At 39.1% G+C, this 19,330-nt stretch carries 12 protein-coding genes and 2 pseudogenes; 3 read left to right on the top strand and 11 right to left on the bottom strand.

The window, feature by feature from the left end; all coding sequences use genetic code 11:
* The first annotated feature begins 6 nt into the window (after window positions 1–6).
* The 3 genes from Q0171_RS07775 to Q0171_RS07765 all read left to right on the top strand — a co-directional run bounded on the left by Q0171_RS07775 (window position 7) and on the right by Q0171_RS07765 (window position 3,902).
* Window positions 7–1,404, top strand: a complete 1,398-nt coding sequence (locus Q0171_RS07775) for a class II 3-deoxy-7-phosphoheptulonate synthase (RefSeq protein ID WP_299328613.1) — start codon at window positions 7–9, stop codon at window positions 1,402–1,404.
* Window positions 1,405–1,538: 134 nt separating this feature from the next.
* The gene (locus tag Q0171_RS07770) at window positions 1,539–1,766 is read left to right on the top strand and encodes a YdcH family protein (protein ID WP_299328610.1); all 228 of its coding nucleotides are present in this window, start codon (window positions 1,539–1,541) and stop codon (window positions 1,764–1,766) included.
* A gap of 60 nt (window positions 1,767–1,826) precedes the next feature.
* Complete coding sequence (locus Q0171_RS07765) at window positions 1,827–3,902, top strand: tetratricopeptide repeat protein (protein WP_299328606.1); 2,076 nt, start codon at window positions 1,827–1,829, stop codon at window positions 3,900–3,902.
* Window positions 3,903–3,964: 62 nt separating this feature from the next.
* On the opposite strand, the gene pseI is transcribed toward Q0171_RS07765, so the two are convergent.
* From pseI to Q0171_RS07710, 11 genes and pseudogenes are all read right to left on the bottom strand, one after another.
* Window positions 3,965–4,981: a pseudaminic acid synthase gene (gene pseI / locus Q0171_RS07760; RefSeq protein WP_299328635.1), complete on the bottom strand. Its 1,017-nt coding sequence runs from the start codon at window positions 4,979–4,981 to the stop codon at window positions 3,965–3,967.
* A gap of 198 nt (window positions 4,982–5,179) precedes the next feature.
* Window positions 5,180–5,746: pseudogene (gene pseH / locus Q0171_RS07755) on the bottom strand (UDP-4-amino-4,6-dideoxy-N-acetyl-beta-L-altrosamine N-acetyltransferase); the annotation flags it as partial.
* Between the two features lie 5 nt (window positions 5,747–5,751).
* Entirely contained in the window at window positions 5,752–6,363 is a 612-nt protein-coding gene (locus Q0171_RS07750) for a histidine kinase (RefSeq protein ID WP_299328603.1), read from the bottom strand.
* A 69-nt stretch (window positions 6,364–6,432) separates the two neighbouring features.
* Entirely contained in the window at window positions 6,433–6,684 is a 252-nt protein-coding gene (locus Q0171_RS07745; protein ID WP_299328600.1) for a NifU family protein, read from the bottom strand.
* A gap of 103 nt (window positions 6,685–6,787) precedes the next feature.
* The gene (locus Q0171_RS07740) at window positions 6,788–9,196 is read right to left on the bottom strand and encodes a site-specific DNA-methyltransferase (protein ID WP_299328598.1); all 2,409 of its coding nucleotides are present in this window, start codon (window positions 9,194–9,196) and stop codon (window positions 6,788–6,790) included.
* Window positions 9,193–12,129, bottom strand: a complete 2,937-nt coding sequence (locus tag Q0171_RS07735; RefSeq protein ID WP_299328595.1) for a DEAD/DEAH box helicase family protein — start codon at window positions 12,127–12,129, stop codon at window positions 9,193–9,195. The genes Q0171_RS07740 and Q0171_RS07735 overlap by 4 nt, the downstream gene beginning before the upstream one ends.
* A gap of 2 nt (window positions 12,130–12,131) precedes the next feature.
* On the bottom strand, window positions 12,132–14,987 hold the full coding sequence (locus Q0171_RS07730) for a DEAD/DEAH box helicase family protein (protein ID WP_299328592.1): 2,856 nt from the start codon (window positions 14,985–14,987) through the stop codon (window positions 12,132–12,134).
* Window positions 14,988–15,000: 13 nt separating this feature from the next.
* The gene (locus Q0171_RS07725) at window positions 15,001–15,507 is read right to left on the bottom strand and encodes a hypothetical protein (RefSeq protein ID WP_299328589.1); all 507 of its coding nucleotides are present in this window, start codon (window positions 15,505–15,507) and stop codon (window positions 15,001–15,003) included.
* The gene (locus tag Q0171_RS07720; RefSeq protein ID WP_299328586.1) at window positions 15,497–16,291 is read right to left on the bottom strand and encodes a hypothetical protein; all 795 of its coding nucleotides are present in this window, start codon (window positions 16,289–16,291) and stop codon (window positions 15,497–15,499) included. Before Q0171_RS07720 ends, Q0171_RS07725 begins: the two co-directional genes overlap by 11 nt.
* A gap of 3 nt (window positions 16,292–16,294) precedes the next feature.
* Window positions 16,295–18,979 carry a site-specific DNA-methyltransferase gene (locus Q0171_RS07715; protein ID WP_299328583.1) on the bottom strand — a complete coding sequence of 895 codons (2,685 nt, stop codon included), beginning with the start codon at window positions 18,977–18,979 and terminating at the stop codon, window positions 16,295–16,297.
* Between the two features lie 97 nt (window positions 18,980–19,076).
* Window positions 19,077–19,330, bottom strand: a pseudogene (locus Q0171_RS07710) (saccharopine dehydrogenase family protein); the annotation flags it as partial.

The raw sequence follows: 19,330 nt of genomic DNA, 5'->3' as shown, positions 1-19,330 counted from the left end.
ATTCTTATGGCGCATTCACCGCATGGCTTTTCATCGACTTTATCAAGCCCAGCTCCATTGGCATGGAGCAAAGACTCTTGGCGTAGCTTCCCTATTAAACAATCCCCCATTTACCCAGACCAAGCCCAGCTAGAATCCATTGAAAAAGAGCTTGGCTCTTATCCTCCGCTAGTGTTTGCCGGAGAGGCTAGGGCGCTGCAGGCTCGTCTAGCGCAAGCGTGCAAGGGCGAGGCATTTTTGCTCCAGGGCGGAGATTGTGCGGAGAGTTTCTCGCAGTTTAATGCTGTGCATATTCGAGATCTTTTCAAGGTCATTATTCAAATGGGTGCGATTCTAACCTTTGGTGCTTCTTGTCCAATCGTGAAGGTAGGGCGCATTGCGGGGCAGTTTGCCAAACCTCGCTCAAGTGATGTAGAATCTAATGGTAGTGTGGAGCTGCCAAGCTACCGAGGCGATATGATAAATGGCATGGAGTTTGAGCCAGAATCTAGGGAACATGATCCACGCCGTCTCTTGCAAGCCTATAACCAAAGCGCTGCTACGCTTAACCTTTTGCGTGCTTTTGCGCAAGGGGGCTTTGCCGATCTTGCCCAAGTGCATAAGTGGAATCTAAACTTTGTCAAAGATAATGCTTTTGGGCAAAAGTATGAGGAGCTTGCTAGTAGAATCACCCAGGCGCTGGATTTTATGAAAGCCTGCGGGATAGATTCTAGCACGCTACCTACGCTGCGTGAGACGGAGTTTTACACCAGTCATGAAGCGCTTGTGCTGCAGTATGAGGAGCAGCTCTGTCGTGAGGATTCACTCACAGGGCAGTGGTATGACTGCAGTGCGCATATGCTTTGGATTGGCGAGCGCACTAGGGGGCTTGATGAGGCGCATGTCGAGTTTCTGCGAGGCGTGCATAATCCGCTTGGCGTGAAAGTGGGTCCAACAGCGACAAAAGAAGAGATTTTAGGGCTTTGCGATAAGCTAAACCCCCATAATATCCCGGGTCGGCTTAATCTCATCGTGCGCATGGGCGCAGATACCATCAAGCGTAATTTCCCAGCTCTACTAGAATCTATCAACGGCGAGGGGCGAGAGATTCTCTGGAGCTGCGATCCTATGCATGGAAATACGATTAAAGCAGCCAATGGCTATAAGACGCGAGATTTTAACAGCGTGCTAGATGAGGTGAAAAGCTTTTTTGCAATTCATCGTGCAAATGGCAGCTATGCCGGAGGCGTGCATTTGGAGATGACGGGTGAGAATGTAACAGAATGTATCGGCGGATCGCAGGCAATCACTGAAGAAGGGCTAGCCTGCAACTACCACACCCAGTGTGATCCGCGCCTAAACGCCACGCAGGCAATTGAGCTGGCATTTCTCATCGCAGATATGATAAAGGCGCAAAAGATCTAAGCTAGTCTTATGGGCTTTGGAGTCTTTACCTCTAGCATGGAGCTTAGGGACTTGCCTGCATGTTAAGCTTGCAACCAGAATTTAAGCTTAACATGTTACAATTGCTGGCATATCCAAATCTATAAGGAGATAGCATGTTTCACGAGTATCGCGATGAGATCCACACGCTAAAGATGAATAACGCACATTTTGAAAAGATTTTTGATGAGCATAATGATCTTGATCAAAAAATCAAAAATGCTGAAGAGGGGATTGAGCCACTCGCACCCATGGAGATAGAAGTGCTCAAAAAGCAAAAGCTCCGCCTAAAAGACGAAGTCTATGCGATGATTCTCGAATACCGCAAAGAAAACGCCAAATAGTCTCCCAGCGCCATCTGGCGCAGTCCAATGCACAATACAACTAGATACATAGAGTAGGGTATGCTTCCCGCCGCACTTGCTGAGATTTTCACCGCTCTTGTGCGAGCCTACGAGCAGCAGGACTACGCTAAAGCCATTGCCCTTGCTACGCAGTTTCTCACCAGCACACATGTAAATCCAGGCAATCCGCATACTTCGCCATCTAGCACGCAAAATCCCCAAGCCCCCCAGAATCTAGCACCAAATCCAACCCAAAGCCCACAAAATGGCGAGCAAATCAATGTAAAACTCCTTGCACAAGTATGGTTTATTTGCGCGATGAGTCTCTACTATTTAGGAGATATGGCAAAAGCAATTGAGTATCTCACAAATGCCCGCACCCTAGCTCCAAGTGATGAGACAATCGCAATCAATCTCTCCGAGTTTTTGCGTAAAGGCGGTCAGCTAAAAAACGCTGCACTAACGCTTTTGCCATTTCTACCAAGTGCTAATCCTGACATTTATTTTAATCTAGCGAGAATCCTAAGCCAAGCCGATGATACCCCAAATGCAATTGCTCTCTACCAAGAAGTCCTAAAGCTCTCGCCCAATGACACTCAAGCTGCCTATAATCTTGCTAATCTCTATGCTAAAGCTGGCTCTTATACCCAAGCCATCGCACTATACAAGACTTGCCCAAGCCTTGAGGCGCAGTTCAATCTCGCGCACACCTACACACTCATTGATGATATGGATTGTGCGTTAGCTCTGTATAAGAGTCTCGATCCTTACTTTGCGCCAAGGCTACGGGAACTAGGCGAGAGTGAAGAGCTTTATCATGCCTACAATAACTCGCGCGCAGAGTTTTATTTCAACTATGCAAACGCTTTGCGCTATGCAGGTAAAAGTCGTGAGGCTGAACGCATGTATCAAAAAGCCCACATGATCTCCCCTAAGCTTGAATATGTCATCAACTACGCACACCTGCTCCTAAGCGTGGGGGTGTTTGAGCGTGGGTTTAGCTACTATCAAGAGCGATTAAAGTTGCCAAAGCAGGAAATGGATAATACGCGGTTTTTTGTCAGCAAGCGCCATATTGCTGGGCTACTAGAGCCTGCAGCAATCCGCGAGTGTATCAAAAACGCGCGCGTGTTGATATTTCACGAGCAGGGTTTTGGTGATACGATTATGTTTGCGCGCTTTGTGGATATGCTGGTATGCAAGGAGAAATATCTCTATGTCCAGCCACCTATACGCCAGCTTTTTGCCAAGCGTTTTTGTGTGGTCAATGAGTGGTTTAATAACTTTGACTACTGCATAAGTCTCCCGAGCTTGCCTTATGTGCTGGGGATTTCGCTTATCGATGATTTTGCACATAATGCCACTTATCTTGCGCGGATTTTTGAGCATGCTTCTTTATCGAAGCTAGAATCTGGGGCAGAATCTAGCATGGATTCTAATAAAGATACTCATGAAATGGATTTTGGTGTGTTGCTAGATTCTGCACAAGAGACCATACGCCAGACGAGTTTGCAGCATATGCTTGATTTTGCAAGCATGCCAGCTTCGCAAGTCTCTAGGGATAAGCCCTTGCAAATTGGTGTGTTTTTTCACTCTAATCCCAATTTCGCCTATGCCAAACACAAATCAATTCCGCTAGGGCAGCTGCTGGAGAGCTTTGAGAGCTGTGCGAAAAAGGGCTTGCGATTTTGCTTGCACTCGCTCCAGCCAGAGCCACTAGAATCCATCATCGCACCAGATACGCGCGTAAAGGCAATCAAGATGCCAAATCTAGATTCTGCGCTTCATGCTATGTCGCACCAAGACTCTTGTAGCCCATCACCGCAATGGCTTGAAAATCAAGCCCTAGAGCTCCATACCTACACGCTCCATGATTTCTATGATACTGCTAAGCTTATCCGCTCTATGGATATTGTTGTGAGTGTGGATTCTGTGGTCGCTCACCTTGCCATTGCGCTTGGTATTCCTTGCGCAGCACTTGTATATAAGCGCTATGACTGGCGCTGGGGGGAGCTTGGGAAAACGCGCTTTAATGGATTTTGCGGGGGAGAGGTGTTTGCACAAAATGTGTATGGTCAGTGGGATAATGTCCTCCAGGAGCTAGAATCTTACCTGCTCCATTTTCAGCGCGACTAAACGCTTACATCGTGCCCTCGGTGTGCTGGTTTTGCTCTTGTTGCTAGCAAATCCTAAATATCCTACTCGAAATCCCCATCACGCAGTGGCTCACCTACTTGCAAATCCCTGCTAGCCTTTCTGCCTAGAATCTCGCCTAAACGCTTTGGCGGCAGTCCATGCGCTGGGCGGATTGAGCGGATATTGCGTGCGGTTAGAATCTCGCCTTGCTTGATATCCTCCACGATGAAAAGTGAGCGTGCAAACACGCTGGAGTTAGATTCTAGTCGCTTGTCTAAATCTCCATCTCCTAGTGCGAGTGCGGCGTCTTGAATCTTTTGTGCGAGTGCAGCAAACTCGCGTGCCTCCATGCTAAAACTACTATCCACGCCACCAAGTGTGCGCTTGATGATGAAATGTTTCTCAATCATGCTTGCCCCTAGTGCGCTTGCAAGTAGCGCGCATATATCGCCTTGCGTATGGTCGCTTAGCCCATAGCGCACCCCATAGCGTGCGAGCGCTGGCATAGCGCGCAAGCAGGCGGATTCTAGTGGGGCAGGGTAAGCACTGGTGCAAAGTAGCAGTGTGATGTCGTGATTGCCAGCATTATGGCAGGCTTCTAGCGCGTCTAAAATCTGCTCGTGTTTTGCTGCACCTGTGGAGATGATGATGGGCTTTTGCGTGCTGGCAACTAGCGAGATGAATGATGTATCGGTGATTTCAAAGCTTGCGATTTTATACATCGGGCAGTGTAGATTCTCGAGTAGTTCAAGTGCAGCTGGGGAAAATGGCGAGCTAAATATCCCCACGCCAAGCGAGCGCGCATAGGCAAAAAGCTCCTTATGCCACTCAAATGGCGTGTAGGCTTGCTTGTAGAGATCATAGAGACTCTGTCCGTCCCAGAGTGTGCCAGAATCTATACGGAAGTAGGATTTATCGCTTCGTATGGTTAGGCACTCTGGCGTGTAGGTTTGGAGCTTGACGAAATCCGCACCTGCGAGCTTGGCGGCTTTTATAGTATGCTTGGCGAGTTGTAGATTCTGGTTGTGATTGGCAGAGATCTCTGCTACAAGGATTGGGCGATTTGGTGTGGAGCGCAGTGGTGCAGAGGCTTTGGGGTTGTGCTGGAGTGGGGCTGGCAAATGGTGGCTTTTAGATTCTGGTGTGTTGTCTAGTCTTTTGCCATAGATATGGACATCTACAAATCCTCCGTGCTTGCTGGCACTTGCATTATCGCTTGCGCTAGAATCTAGCTGACTAGAGCCTGTCTTGCTAGAATCTGGCGCAGTGCGCACAAACCCCTCAAGCTTGCCTTGTGGTTTGTAACCTTGCCGCTGATAAAATGCCCTGGCATGCGTGTTGGATTCTAGCACTTCTAGATAGAGCGCACATAGCCCAAGCTCTCTAGCCCCAGATTCTAGCGCACATAAAATCATCTCCCCCACACTGCTAAACCCACTTCTAGCATAGATATCGCGTTTTTGCGCAGGGCTCAAAAAAGGGTTGGTATAGATACCGATATAAGCATGCTTATTGGCAAGTGAGATCCTGCTAAGCGAGCCTACTCCTAGTGGCACTTCTCCATATTTGAAAAGCCAATATTTACTCTGCGCATTCGTGGCAAGGCTTGCGATAAACTCTCTGTGGGCTTTCTCGCTAATATATTTAGCATACATGAAGCGCGCCACACGCTCATCATTACGCATGGCAAGCACGCGCAATATATCCTCTTCGCACAAATTGACAAAATCTAGCCCCAAAATCCCGCAATCCACCCCCACGCTTCCTGCTGCGCTGGTTGGCGTGGTTTGGCTGTGATTTGATGGGCGTGGGGTTTGGTTATCGCGCTTGTAGTAGAGCTGCATGGGGTTTAGTTTTTGTTATCTTCTTTGAGTGTGTCTTTTAGCATGTCTTGGAGCTCGCTGTTGTAGGCGATTTGAGGCATATCCTCGATATAGGCAAGCGCGATATGCTTAAAGCCATGCTCGATAAGGTCTTTAAGAAACTGATAAAAATCACTGCGCTGGGTGAAGATGATTTTGCTACTAAAAATTAGATTTTCAAACACTTCCTTAAACCCTTGCTTCTCGCAAAGTGCGACAAAATCTTTATACGCGATACCATTGAGCTGCTCGGATTCTAGGCTTTCTTCTTTTTCAGTAAGCTGGCTAATGTAGCCTAGACTCTCGTCAAACTCGCGCAGAATATCAAGCATTTGGTTTTGGATATTTTCGCGCTGGGAGCGAGGTGATGACGCAAGCAAAATTTGATAAAGCTCGGTGAAGAGCTCGGCTTTTTTGGGGAAATCCTGCGCAATATCTGCGATAAGCACACCAATGCGTGCCTGCTTGTCGCTAGAATCTAGCCTAAGTGCCTCGCCAAAATAATGCGCTGCTTTATCAAACTCGCGCGCACTCAAGGCTTTGAAGCCTTTTGCGATGAGCTTTCGTTTTTGGAGACTTTGGATTTGAATTTGCTGCACATATTGCCTTTGATGTAGATTCTGGGTTTGGATTCTAGGGCTGCCAATAGGGCTTGTGATCTTTTGCGATTAGGACTCTAGCTCTTGGAAGACTTGGATTTCTGGGTGGATATCATGGCGCAGCCGCTTTTCTACGCCATTTTTGAGCGTGGTATGTGCCGCACCGCAGCCACTGCACGCGCCCAGAAGTCGCACATACACCCTGCCATCTGTGATGCGCACTAGCTCGATATCCCCGCTATCGCGCAGCAGCATGGGGCGCACGCGATCAAGCGAGCTTCGCACGGGTGCATAGAGCTCTTCATCGCTAAAAGGGAGCATGTGATTCCTTGAGATTGATATTTGATGAAATTGTTTGGGCTTATGGTAGCATAAAATTTTACATAATCAGTTTGCAGCAGGATATGACCTTGGCTTTCAAGGTCTAATACACCACTCTAAGTCGCTCATTTAAGCTAGAATCCAAATTTAAAAAGCTTTCTAGGCTTATATCGCTAAAGGCATCAATGAAAATATATTCATTTTGTGTATTGCGTAAATATTCTAGCACTTCTTTATCACACACTATTACATATAAGCAATCTTCACATTTATAAAGCTTGTTTTCAAAGATAGATTCTAGCAGTTTGTCTAGGGGCTTGCCACTTTGTAAGGCTAGATTTAGGGCTTTATCTCTTGGGCTTATTGTGCTATCTAGTAGTTTTAGTGTGCCTTTTTCATTTGTGATAAGCTCTGGCTTATCACTTAAGGATAGCACACTAAAGCCGCTAAAGTTTTTATCCGCTTTTATACTTGCTCTTTTTACTCTCTCAATGGTTATATCGCTTATCACTGGATTTTGACTTTTAATCTCGTTTTTACAAAAATCATAGGCGGTTTTATTTTTCTCTTCATTTATAGGCTCATCAAGCTGGACTAGGATAAATCTGCGATTGCCGCCATCTTCTTTGTTTAGCTCCATTATGGCGTGGGCGGTTGTGCCACTGCCGGCGAAAAAGTCTAAAATTATCTCAGGCGTTGCATTTGAGCGATAAATCGCGGATTCTGCGTTGTCGGCTCGGTCATTACCGCTTAGGTAACTCCCTTCGCCTTCGCCTTGAAAACCGCGATTTCTCATCTCAACTGCTTCCGCCTTGTCCCCTTGTGCTTTCTCTTGCAAAATCTTAGAATTGCTTGTGGATTCTGCTTGTGCTTTAGAATCTGCTTTGTCGTCATTGCGAGATTTTGCACTAGCAAAATCGTGGCAATCCATAGAATCTAAGCTACTAGAATCTAGCTTTTTAGATTCCGCATTGTGGATTGCTTCGGTCGCTTCGCTTCCTCGCAATGACGCTTTGCTATCGTTGCTAGATTCTACGCTATGCGGCGAGAGTTCCCCCCCCCCCCCCGCAGAAGTGCTAGGGGTTGTTGTGGATATTTTGATTAGGTGTTTAAGAAATTTTACAGATTTTGGATAATCAAAAATTTTTGCGCCCATAATTTCTTTAAGTTCAAGAGAGCCTATTTCTGTTCTAGCGATTTCACTTTTTACTATTGAATTTGGTAATTTTCCTATTTCATCTTGTTTGTATTGTTTTTTATGTAGTTTGTATTCACCATTAACTTTTTTGACGATAAGTTTATATTTTTCAGATTTCATTTTTTCTTTGCTCCAAGTCCATCTGCCTAATACGCCAACAGATTGATAAGGGATTATTTTTATTAAATTTTTATGGTCTGAAATTTCATCGTCAATATAAATTTTATCTTTTGCTTCATCAAAATAAACAGGAAAATGTAGTGAAGGCACATCTTCTTTTCTTCCACCAATTCCACGCTTCCACAATCGCTCAATATAGAATTCTCCATACTCATCTTTTTCGGCATATTTTTTGGTTAATTCAGAATCTGTAAGCATTATTTTAGATAGTGAATTATCGCAAATTGTTTTTGCATATACCAAGCAATAAGAATGTTGCTGTGCTATAAAATTAGAGCTTTGTGTTCCTGCTGGAGCAGATTCTGCAACTATACACGCCACAAAATTCTCTTCCCCAAAAATTTCATCACAGAGAATCTTTAAATTTGCTTGCTCATTATCATCAATGCTTATGAAAATCACGCCATCATCTTTAAGCAAATCTCTAGCAAGTTTCAATCGTGGGAGCATAAAGGCTAGCCACCCACTATGTGTGCGTGAGCCTTGTATATTTCTAAAAAACTTTAGCGTTTCACTCTCTTTTTCTTCACCATTTTCATCAATCTCAAGCAGTCCTACTTCTTGTAAAATCGCTTGATAATCTTTCCTAAAATTATCGGGGTAAATAAAATTTTCATTTTTTGTATTGTAGGGGGGATCAATGTAAATCATTTTTATTTTTTCTGTGTAGGCGGATTTTAGGATTTTAAGTGCGTCTAAATTATCGCCTCTTATGATGAAGTTTTGCGGAGTTTGGGGGCTAGATTCTAGACTTTTAGATACTTCGCCTAAAGGCTCAGTATGACAAGTGGATTCTATATTTTGGATTGCTTTGTTGTCGCTTTGCGACTGCCTCGCAATGACAGATTCTATGCTGTGGGGTGGGATAAAGCTTGTCTCAAATGTAAGTAGCTTTTGTGTAGGGGTGCTATACAGGGCATTTGCCAAGCCTTTGCCAGTGAATGTTAGCTCATAGCCTTGTATATCCGCCTTATCATTTAGCCCTAAAAGCGTGGCGATAGCCTTTAAATCCACTTGATTATCTTTAATGACTTGCGGGAAATTTGCCTTAAGGGTTTCTAAGAGTTGGTTGTGAGACTGCTTAGAATCTATGATTGTTACGCCCTTTTTTATCGCTTCGTTTTTAGGTATCATTTGCTCTCCTTTACTTGATTTGTTTGTGCTTGATGTATCGCTTCTTTTAGACTTGCTAATAAATCTTGCTTGTTAATGCGTGTGCTATAAAGCACTTTGATATTTTCATCTTTTAGACTCTCTTGCAAGCTTTGGAAAAATCTTTTTGCATAATCTATCTTTTTTCGCTCTAATTCAGGGATTGAGCGTTCATCGTCATAGCCTTTGGTTTCGCAAATGAAAAAGATTTTCTGCCCATTTTCATCTTGCAAAAGATAGGCGAAATCTGGCTCATACTGCTTAAAAGGTGTGGGAATGCTAAATTTAGGAAGTTTGGCAAAGACGATTATGGATTTATTATCTATCGTTTGGGGGTCGTTTGTAATGACTTCTTTTTCAATGTGGCTATCATAAATCACTTTGTCAAAAAGATAGTTTGAGGGAGGGTCTAGGGGCGTTGATTTACTAGAATCTTTGGCGATAAATTTGCCTAGCTTTTGCGCTTCTATATTCTCTTTTGGTTTGCCATTTTCATCGTATAAAAGGGAGCTGTTGGAATAGCTTTGGATAAACTCATAGCCCACGCTTAGAAGAAGGTTTTTATGTAGCTCTTCTTTGTAGATGTTTTTTAAGGCTTCAAAGGCTGCTTTGGGGGAGTTGGTGAAATTTTGCTTATTTAGCTTGTTTAAAAGCTCTAGCAAAAAGGGAAGTGGGATTTTATGCTCTTTAGCAAAGTCAAGGGCTAGGGATTTGAAGTCTTTTTCAAGGGATTTTGCATAGTCTTTTGTGCGTATTTCTTGTAAGTCTTTGGTGATGATTTTATTGCTTTTTGTATCATAAATCTTGCTTTCAAAACGCACAGATTCTTTTGGGATTTGGGTTTGGTTGAAAATATGGGCTATGGATTGCACTAGGGAATCTTGCTTGATGTCTTTATAGATAAGGATTGATTTTTGATTGATTGTGCGCCATAGGTCTTTAAACTCTTGTGCTAGGTTTGATTTGATTGTAACTTTTTCTTTTGGGGTGTTGGCATTTTCTACTTGATTTTGTGCGGTATTTGTGGCTTTAAAGGCTTCTAAAACACACTCAAATTTATCTTGTAAAAGATTTTTTAAACTCTCATTGTCTTTTATGCTTTCATAAATGGGGGCTGTAATGGTGTAGATATTGCTAGATTTATCAAATTCTACTAAGTGTAAATCTTCTAATACAATAAGCAATCTGTTTATCTGGCTATCATCAAGCCCTAAGGCTTCTAGTTTTTCTCTAGTAATAAACTTCGCATCTAAGGCAAAGCTAGAATCCATAATTTCTTTTTGCAGCCCTTCAATAAAGCCCCTTTCTTCACTGCTTACAAGCATATCTAGGTAATTGATAGCAAAAAATTCATTTTCGCTAGATTTTAAAAATTTATGCGTAATCCTTTTGCCCTCATTATTGACACAAATTCTCAAGCCCCTGCCTACTTGCTGGTGGCGGCTGACATCACTGCTAGAATGTGCGAGTTTGGTTAGAGTAAAAATATTTGGATTATCCCAGCCCTCTTGCAACGCCCATACACTAAAGATAAAACGCAAGGGCGTGCTAAAAGAGAGCAGCTTCTCTTTTTCTTGCAAAATGAGCTTTATATCATTTGCTTCTAGGGTTTCTTTGTTGCTTTCTTTCTTTTTGCTTGTGAGATTGCTATCGCCGCTAAAATAGCCCTGATGCACTCTTAAATTTCCATTTTCATCAAAATCTTTTTGCAAATACGCCCTGTAATTTTCATCTAAATTTTTCTGTAAAATTTCTTGGCGTTTTTGTTTATAAAGTCTTTCAAAAGTGTTTTTGATAAAGGGATTTTCCCCTCTAAAGTCCTTAATCTCTGGGATAAAAAATAAGCTTAAAGCTTTAATATTTTGCTTAAATAATGCTTCTTCTTTTTCAAAATGCAGGGCGATGGCTCTCTCTAAAAGGCTTGTGATTTCATCTTGGCTTAGTTTGTAGGACTTTTTGCTTTCTATCACTTCGCCATTGCTTAAATAGGCTTTGTCTTTATTGACATTGACTAAACTAATGCTTTGAAAGCTAGAATCTAGTGGGGCTAGGCTGTTATTTTGCAAAATCATTGTGCGTTTTTCTATGCCATTGTTAAAAAAGGAAAAAGTAGCGGATTTTGGTTTAGCTGTGTTTGTGGCTATCAAAAATGGGGCAGTGTTGTTTTGTATCAGTGTATGCACGCGGATTTGTTTGACAAGGTATTCTCTAAAAGCCGTGATAGAATCAAGGCAGTAAGCGACATTGCTTAAAGCATACTCGCTTTCTTTAGGGAAAGTCGCACCAAAGCGGAAATATAGAGAATTAAGCTTAGAAAAGTAGCGATTAAACGCTTCGCCCTTTAGCAAATGCGGCTCATCAATGATAGAAATGGGTTTTAGAGCGGCGATATTTTCAAAAATGCTTTTAGTATTGAAAAGATTTTCATTATTTTTATTGAGCAAATTATCTTTTTTATCAATGGCACTATTGGTTAGGATAAGCACACTTAGCTCATCTGTATTTTTGATATAGTGATTGATGATTTGTGATTGCGACTTGCTATCTGTGTAGATATAGGATTTTAAATGCTTTTTATACTCGCTGTAAAAGTAGTCTTTTGTAAGCTTGATATTTTGCTTCACAGATTCTAAAATCGCCTTTCTTGGCACGAAGATGATAAATTTATTTTGCTTAAAATGCTTGTGAAGTTCAAAAATGAGATTAAGATAAGTGAAAGTTTTGCCCGTGCCTGTTTCCATTAAAATATCTAAGCGTAGTTTATCGCTGATATTGTGTATTGGCATAGGTGTGCGTTTGTAAAAGTCTTGCAAACATTCTTTTAAATTATCTTGCTTTGTAAAGTCAAAATTTGACAGAATCTCTTTGATATTATCAATGCAGTTTTGCTGATACTCTTGTCTTTCAAAAATCATTTTTACTCCGTTTTAGTTTGTGTAAATAGCCCACAAATCTGTGCGGCAATATGCCCTTCAAAATCCTTTGACACGCCAGATTCTTTGTTGTAATAATACAAATCTACCTCTATATCTAAGCCTTGAAAATCTAGCTTTTTATCACAAAATAATTCTTTAAAGCCTTGCAATTTATCCCTTGCGTTTGCTTCAAAGCTTAAGCCCTTAGGATCTACAAAAATGATTCTATAATTCCCGCTTTGCTTATGCTTTAACCAAAAGATAAAATCGGGGTAAAACTTCCTTTGCTCTTGGCTTTGCGTATCAAAATAGGGGATAAATATAGAATCTAGCTTTTCTACAATCTTGCTAAAGCACCACTCATAGTCTTTAAATGCGTTCTTAGAATCTTGTAAATATTTCTGCAAATCCTCTAAAAATTCTACCTCACTTCTTTCACTAATGGCATAGTTAATATGGATTGTAGAATCTTTATATGATTCTACAACCATAGGGCTGTAATAGTGCTTTGCTAGCTCTGCTGTGATAACATAGCTATGTTTTTCTACTCTTTGTGTTGGTTTAGCTTGGATTTGCTCGGTGTATTCATCTAGTGAGATTTTGCCTTTTTCAAACTCTTTTTTAAGCTCATTTATGCTTTTAGCTTGTTTTGTCTGTGCTAGTTCTTTCACTGCTTTATTCATCTCTTTTATAATCATCTCACTAAGCCCATCACCACTTAGCATAAAATCTTTAAAATGCGTAATGCTATCTTCACAAGGCACAAACTTTTCTAACTCTAGCAAAGAAGTATGGAAAAATCTATCCATACTATGCAGGGCATTTTGTGGTTTAAGTTTTGGCATATTGCCCTTTATCTCTAAAGCCCTGCTTGTTTCATCACGCATTTTTTGCTGTATTTTTTGCAAAGTGCTAAAGCCTAAATCCACTCTATTTATCCCGCTTGATACAAGCAAAATATCTTCATCATAAGATTCTATATATTTGCTTAATCTCTCAAAATCACAATGTGAAATCACAAAGGTTTCATTGCTTTTATGAGAGTTTTTATAGCTTGGCACAAGCAGTGGTTCTAGCGTTTTATTTCTCTTAAAGCCTGTAATCTTACTTTGGAATCTAAAGCCCTCAAGCCCCTTTAAAATCCACTCAATCGCTTCATTTTCTGTCGCCATAATAAATACACTCTCAATGCCCAAACTCCCATCACCTAAAGAATCCTTTGTGTTATACTCTAGTGTATTACTTGCTTTTAGTCGTTTGCGGACATCTTTAAAAGGCTCAATTCTCACCCCTCGCCCTATGGTTTGCAGGACATATTTTTTTGCCTTTTTGCTACCGATATTGATAAAGTTAATGAAATTCACACGATTGCTATCCCACCCCTCGCTAAACACCTTGCTTCCCATCATAATTTGTATGGGCGATTCTTTGTGATTTAGCTCTTCAAAATACCCCTTTGCCATATCCTCCCCACTCTCAATGCCTAGCCCATCAAGATAGCTTTTCTCCCACTCTTTAATGCTACCGATATTTAAAAGCAAAAAGGGCTTTGTCGCATTTTTACTTTTAAAGGCAAGCTCTTTATTATTCCCCTTAATCTTACAGCACTCTAGGCTTGAAGTCTCTTTAGCATAAAAGATTTGCTCTCTTAAGTCCCTAGAATCCACTTTTGCAAGTCGCTCTAAAAAGTCTTTACTCATCTCTTTTTCAGCGAAATATATACGGCTAGATTCTAGCTTTTTTGCTAAGTTTTTTGCAATCTCGCTTATATCTTTAGAATCTTGTAAGATTTTCATAATCGCTTCAAAATACAGCTTAATCCCCGCATCTTTAGTATTGACTTTATCAGCCACAGCGATGATTAAAGGATTATGATAATGCAAGTTTTCAAACCTTGCTTTTAAGCTTTTTAATTCCTGCTTTATCCCCACAAAAAGGATAAAACTCTCTAGTATTCGCTCTAGTTTTTCATCGCTAGAATCCACTTTAGAATCTTTAAAGGCTTTGAGATTACTATCTAGCACCACGATATTTTTCCCATAGCCATCATTATTAAACTTCTCTAAATTGTAGTTAAAAGCACAAGTAAAAAGCTCTATATCATTATCAAAAGTCGCAGAAAAGTTAAAGATAAATCCGTGCGGATACTCCTGCCTCTCTCGCCCTTTTGCTAAGTCCCTTATATAGCTTTTTCTTATAGAATCTTTGCTATCGCCCTTATGTGCTTCATCAAGCAAGATATACCAGCCTTTTTCACGCATTAAATCATCATAATTTAGTCTCTTAGCCCTAGAATCTTTGCCGACATTTTCCTTTATATCTAGCAAATCACTTCTGCCAAGAAACACGACATTTTCAAAGCCTAGCAAACTTTGATTATCATAAGCTTTTATCTCTTTGTAAGTGATTTGTATCGGCTGATACGCATTAAAGCTTTGTATATGTGTTTTAAACTGATCTAAAATCTTATCATTAGGCACAAGCAGCATTATGGGCTTAGATTCTATCTCGCCACTTTTCATAAGTTTTTGCATAAGGCTTATAAGCTTTATCATCACAATACTTTTGCCACTGCCTGTTGCCATCCAAAAGCTTGCCATATTGCAAAACTCTTTTATATCTAAGCCTTTTTTAGAATCTAATCCATTGTATTTAAAAGCCTGTTTGTATTCATAGCATAGCTCTTTTGTATCATCTCTATACAGCTTTAAACTGCATAATGCCTTTTGCAACGCCGCCACTTGATACTCTTGCAGGCTAATACTGCCATTAAAGCCTACTAAATCAAGCCTTTCAAAAAGATCGTTGAAAGTTTTAAGTTTATCATTTAAGATTTGTGAGAGTAGAATCGGAATCATTACATTTCCTTACCTATTCATTATTATCTGGTCTTGCCTGTATAATTAAGGCATTTCCAAAAACTTTTAATAATAAATATATGAAAATAAAGTTTAAAATCAAAAATGCAATAAGAATAGAAAACAAAATGATTAGAACAATATCATTTTGAATAGCTATTGCAAGCAAAACAAAAAAACTAATACTAATTGTAAATAGTGCGTTATAGATAGCCAATTTAAAATATTCTTTTAAAGTATGTATTTTTCTTTGGCTAGGTTTTAATTCATCTTCTTTATTCAGTGTCTTAATATATTGTGATGAAAATAAAATAGAGGAACTTGTGAGATAAAAACCAAAACTTATTGATACAAATGTAATGATATTAGAAATAAATTTTTCAATAATGTTAATAAGATTTTTATGGATAATACAGTTATATTGATAAAAATAAAACATACAAAATAAACAAAACATAAAGGAACATACAAATGCTAGTATTATAAATCTTTTATGGTTATCATAAATTTTATTTAGCATTCAACTTCTCCAACAAATTTTCTTTAATAACTTGTGGATTATACATCTCATTTTCATTTTTTGTTGCGACAATCTGTATTTTCTTTAAATATGTATCTAAATTAAAAAGTTTTTCAACCCCCTTATCATCTTTGCCTATGCAAATCATTTTATCAATCTCTTGTTTTTCTTTTTTGTTCTTCCAAAATATTAAAAAATCTAAACACTTTTTGGGATCAAACTTATGATCTTTTATTTTTACTTCAAGCGTAAAACTAATGGATTGTCCATACCCTGACACATCATTAATTTCTTCAAATATTCCTGAATTAAAGAGATTTTGTGCTGCAGTAAATTTTAAACTCTGAACAGAGATTATTTCCTTTACAAAATCCTTTTCGTCAATATAATATCTTTGAATCGAAAAATCTTTCTTAAAACGATCTTTTAGGTAGGTAGCTAAAAAAGTATTTTTTTTAAAATTAGACATATACAATGTTTCTCTACTTGGGATATATATACAAAAAAGCTGGTGTCTTGGTTCTACTTCATTTGGATCTCTTTTATTTTGGCTAATTGATTTAGTATCTACATTTAAAATCTCATCTGAATATGGTTTAGCTTTGCCATATCGCACATATATCCAAAAATATTGCCTATCAATAATCTCACAATTTACGATATATGATACATCATCAAGCTCATAATAATCTTCTTGCTTGTTTTCAAAAAGATCCAATTGTGCTATTTGGGTTTTTTCATTTACAGTTAGCTTAAATTCTGCAAATGTTATTTTTTCTGCCATTTCCTACTCCCACCAGATGAGATTTTTAAGTTTTGGGTATGTGTGTAAGTCGATTTGGTCTAGTGATACAATATCGCCATTATCAAACTCACAAGATTCTATACCTTTAGAATCTAAAAATAATCGCTTGATTTTTAGCCCTTGTAAGTTTGCTAAAGTGTGGAATAAATCAAATTCCTTTCTATATCCGCTCATATCTAGCGTGATTGTTTCGCCCTTATTCAGCTTTTTAATGAGTTTGCGGGATTTTCTGTAATCAATGATTTTTTGTGCTTTTTGATAATCTTTAGCAGGGTAGATTGCTTCAATGTTATTGTCAGCTATCTTGCTTGTCTTTCTCTCACATTGAAAATCTGCAAGCACATATTCACATTCTTTTAATGCTTCTTCATAGGATTCTAACTCGTAGTATCTAAATGCTCCACTGCCTTGATAGTCGCATTCTTTGCTAATCCCACTTTGAAATCCCCCTATGACTTTTTTAAGGCGTGGGAGTATGACTTTATAAAAATGCTCTCCCATTTCCACGCCTAGCCACTTACGCCCTAGCTTTTGTGCGGCAGCTAGTGTAGTCCCACTTCCTGCAAAGAAGTCTAAAACTATGGAATCTTCATTGCTAACTATTTCACAAATTCTTTTTAATAGCTTTTCGGGTTTTGGATTATCAAATAATCCTTTATCTAATATGGAAGCTAAATTCTCATTACCCTCGTGTGTGCTACCAACTTCTTTATAGCTCCAAAAAGTTCCTATTGTTTTACCTTGCTTTACTTCACTTAAATAAGTTTTTTTATCAATACCGCCATTTTTATTAAAATAAAGTCCATTTTCAAGATAAATTTCCATCAATCTTTCTTTAGAATATCTAGGATACCTACCTTTTGGAGCATTCCAAGAAGTTCCATTAGGAAATGTAATAGTGTAGAGATTATTTTCACTACCACTCTTGGCGTGTAAGGGCGTAGGTTTCCACGCACCTTTTGGATCATTATCGGGATTTTTATACGCAGAATTCATAGTTTCTGTTCTAGCTAAAAGATTAAAAGTAAAATTATTAACAGCTTTGGCAAAACAAAAAATACTTTCATTTTGGTTTGAAGCATACTTAGCATCATTAGAAGTTGTATATTTTCCCTGCCATACAAAATCTGCTACAAAATTATCTTCCCCAAATACCTCATCACATAAAATTTTAAGTCTTGCTTGTTCATTATCATCTATGCTTATAAAAATACTCCCGCTATCTTGTAAAAATTCCCTTGCTAATTCCAAGCGATTAGCTATCATTGAAAGCCACGATGCGTGATTAAATTTATCCATATAAACAAAATCGTTGTTACTCGTGTTGTAAGGCGGATCAATATAGATTAAATCCACTTTGTTTTGATATTTTGGCATTAGGGAATTTAAGGCTTGAAAATTATCCGCCTTTATTAGCTCACCATTAAGAATAGATTCTATATCATCAAACACGCTTAGAATCTTATATTTTACCTCTTTGCTAAAATGCTTTGTGTCAAGGGGTAGGAATTTATATTTGTCATCACTCAATATTTTTTCGCTTATATTTTGTGCTTGAAAACTCTCATCAATAAACTTTAAATCCTGCCATTCTTTGATTTGCTTTTCAAAGCCTTTGTCTTTGCATATAGAATCTAAAAGGGCTGTATTTTGTGCTTTATCGCTCAATACTGAATGCCTTAAAATCAAATCAAGACTAAAGACATAATTTACTTTTTTCGCAAACTTAGGCTTTAACCACACAGCCTTTAGCTCATCTTCAAAATCGCCTATAAGCCCTATTATCTCTAAGGCGATATTGCGAATCCTTTGTAAATGTGATATGGATTTTACACTCCATTCTTGAAACTCGCTGTCTTTATAGAGATAGTGATAAAACCACAAGTCAAACTGCTCTTGTAAAAATGCCCTTGCATTTTTATGGATAAAAAAATCTACTTCATTTTGCTTTTTATAGCTTGCAAAAAGCTTTTTTATGTGTGCTTCATCTAGGGGGATTTTATGTGCTTTTAGGGATTTTATAAAATCTTCGCTCAACTCGTTGCTATTTTCTTTAAACACAGCATTAAGCTTAGGCAATAAATCCTTTTGACTTAAAACCTTGATATAAATGGTGGGTATAGAATCTTGTGTATCTGTGCTTGTTTGCTCGATTTTATCAAGTTTGAATATAAGCTTTCGCTTGGTATTATCAGCATTTTGCGTATATTCACTTGTATCAAAGTAGATTTGGGCTAGCTCGTTTTCATCGCTTAAAGTAAGGCTAGTATAAAGCGTATCACTTTTGACATAGTATAAGTCTTTTGTTTTATAAAAAAGGCTTGTATCTTTGGAATTGGTATAGACTTTTGCATAAATGTTTTTATACAGCGGCGTATCGTGGAAAAATGGCGTGCCTGTGTCGTTAAGATAGCTATCAAAGAAAGTGTAAAGCTTGTTGTAAATATCGTGTGAGTTAAAATCATCATTTGGGATAGCAGAATCTAGGTAGGCTTTTATGTGGGAAAAATACTGCTCTTTTAGCTTTAAGAGATTACTAAAACCGCTTTGTGCGTTGCTTGTGCTGCTTTGTGTATTTTGTGCTGTATTAGCCTTTTCATAGGCTTTTATCTTTGCACCGAGATAACATTCCTCTAATTTACTATAAAATGCCTTTTTGTAGTCCATTGTTTGCCTTTGTGTTTTTATGTGCTTTTGCTAGTCATAAAGCTTAGTAAAACTTCCCCATATCTTGCTTAAGCAATTTATTTTGTATTGCAAATCTCTATTTTCTCCCATCTTCTAGCACTTTTAAATTGCCATTAGATTCTATTTCACACACAACATAAGGGAGTCCTTGAACGTTTAATTCCTGCATAAAAGGGTCGGGGTCGTTTTGCTCCATATTCCACACGCCACTACCACTACTAGAATCTATGCCTTGATACTCCCCGCCTTTTGGCATATCGGCGTTGAGTTTTAGCCGCTCTGCGTTGTAGGATTCTATGCTAGAAGTTTCACTGCTATGGTAAGAGGTAG

This window comes from uncultured Helicobacter sp. (assembly GCF_937906905.1).
Classification (GTDB): domain Bacteria; phylum Campylobacterota; class Campylobacteria; order Campylobacterales; family Helicobacteraceae; genus Helicobacter_B.
The sequence above is the reverse complement of the archived record's forward strand: the minus strand, read 5'-3'. Positions and strand labels throughout refer to the sequence as shown.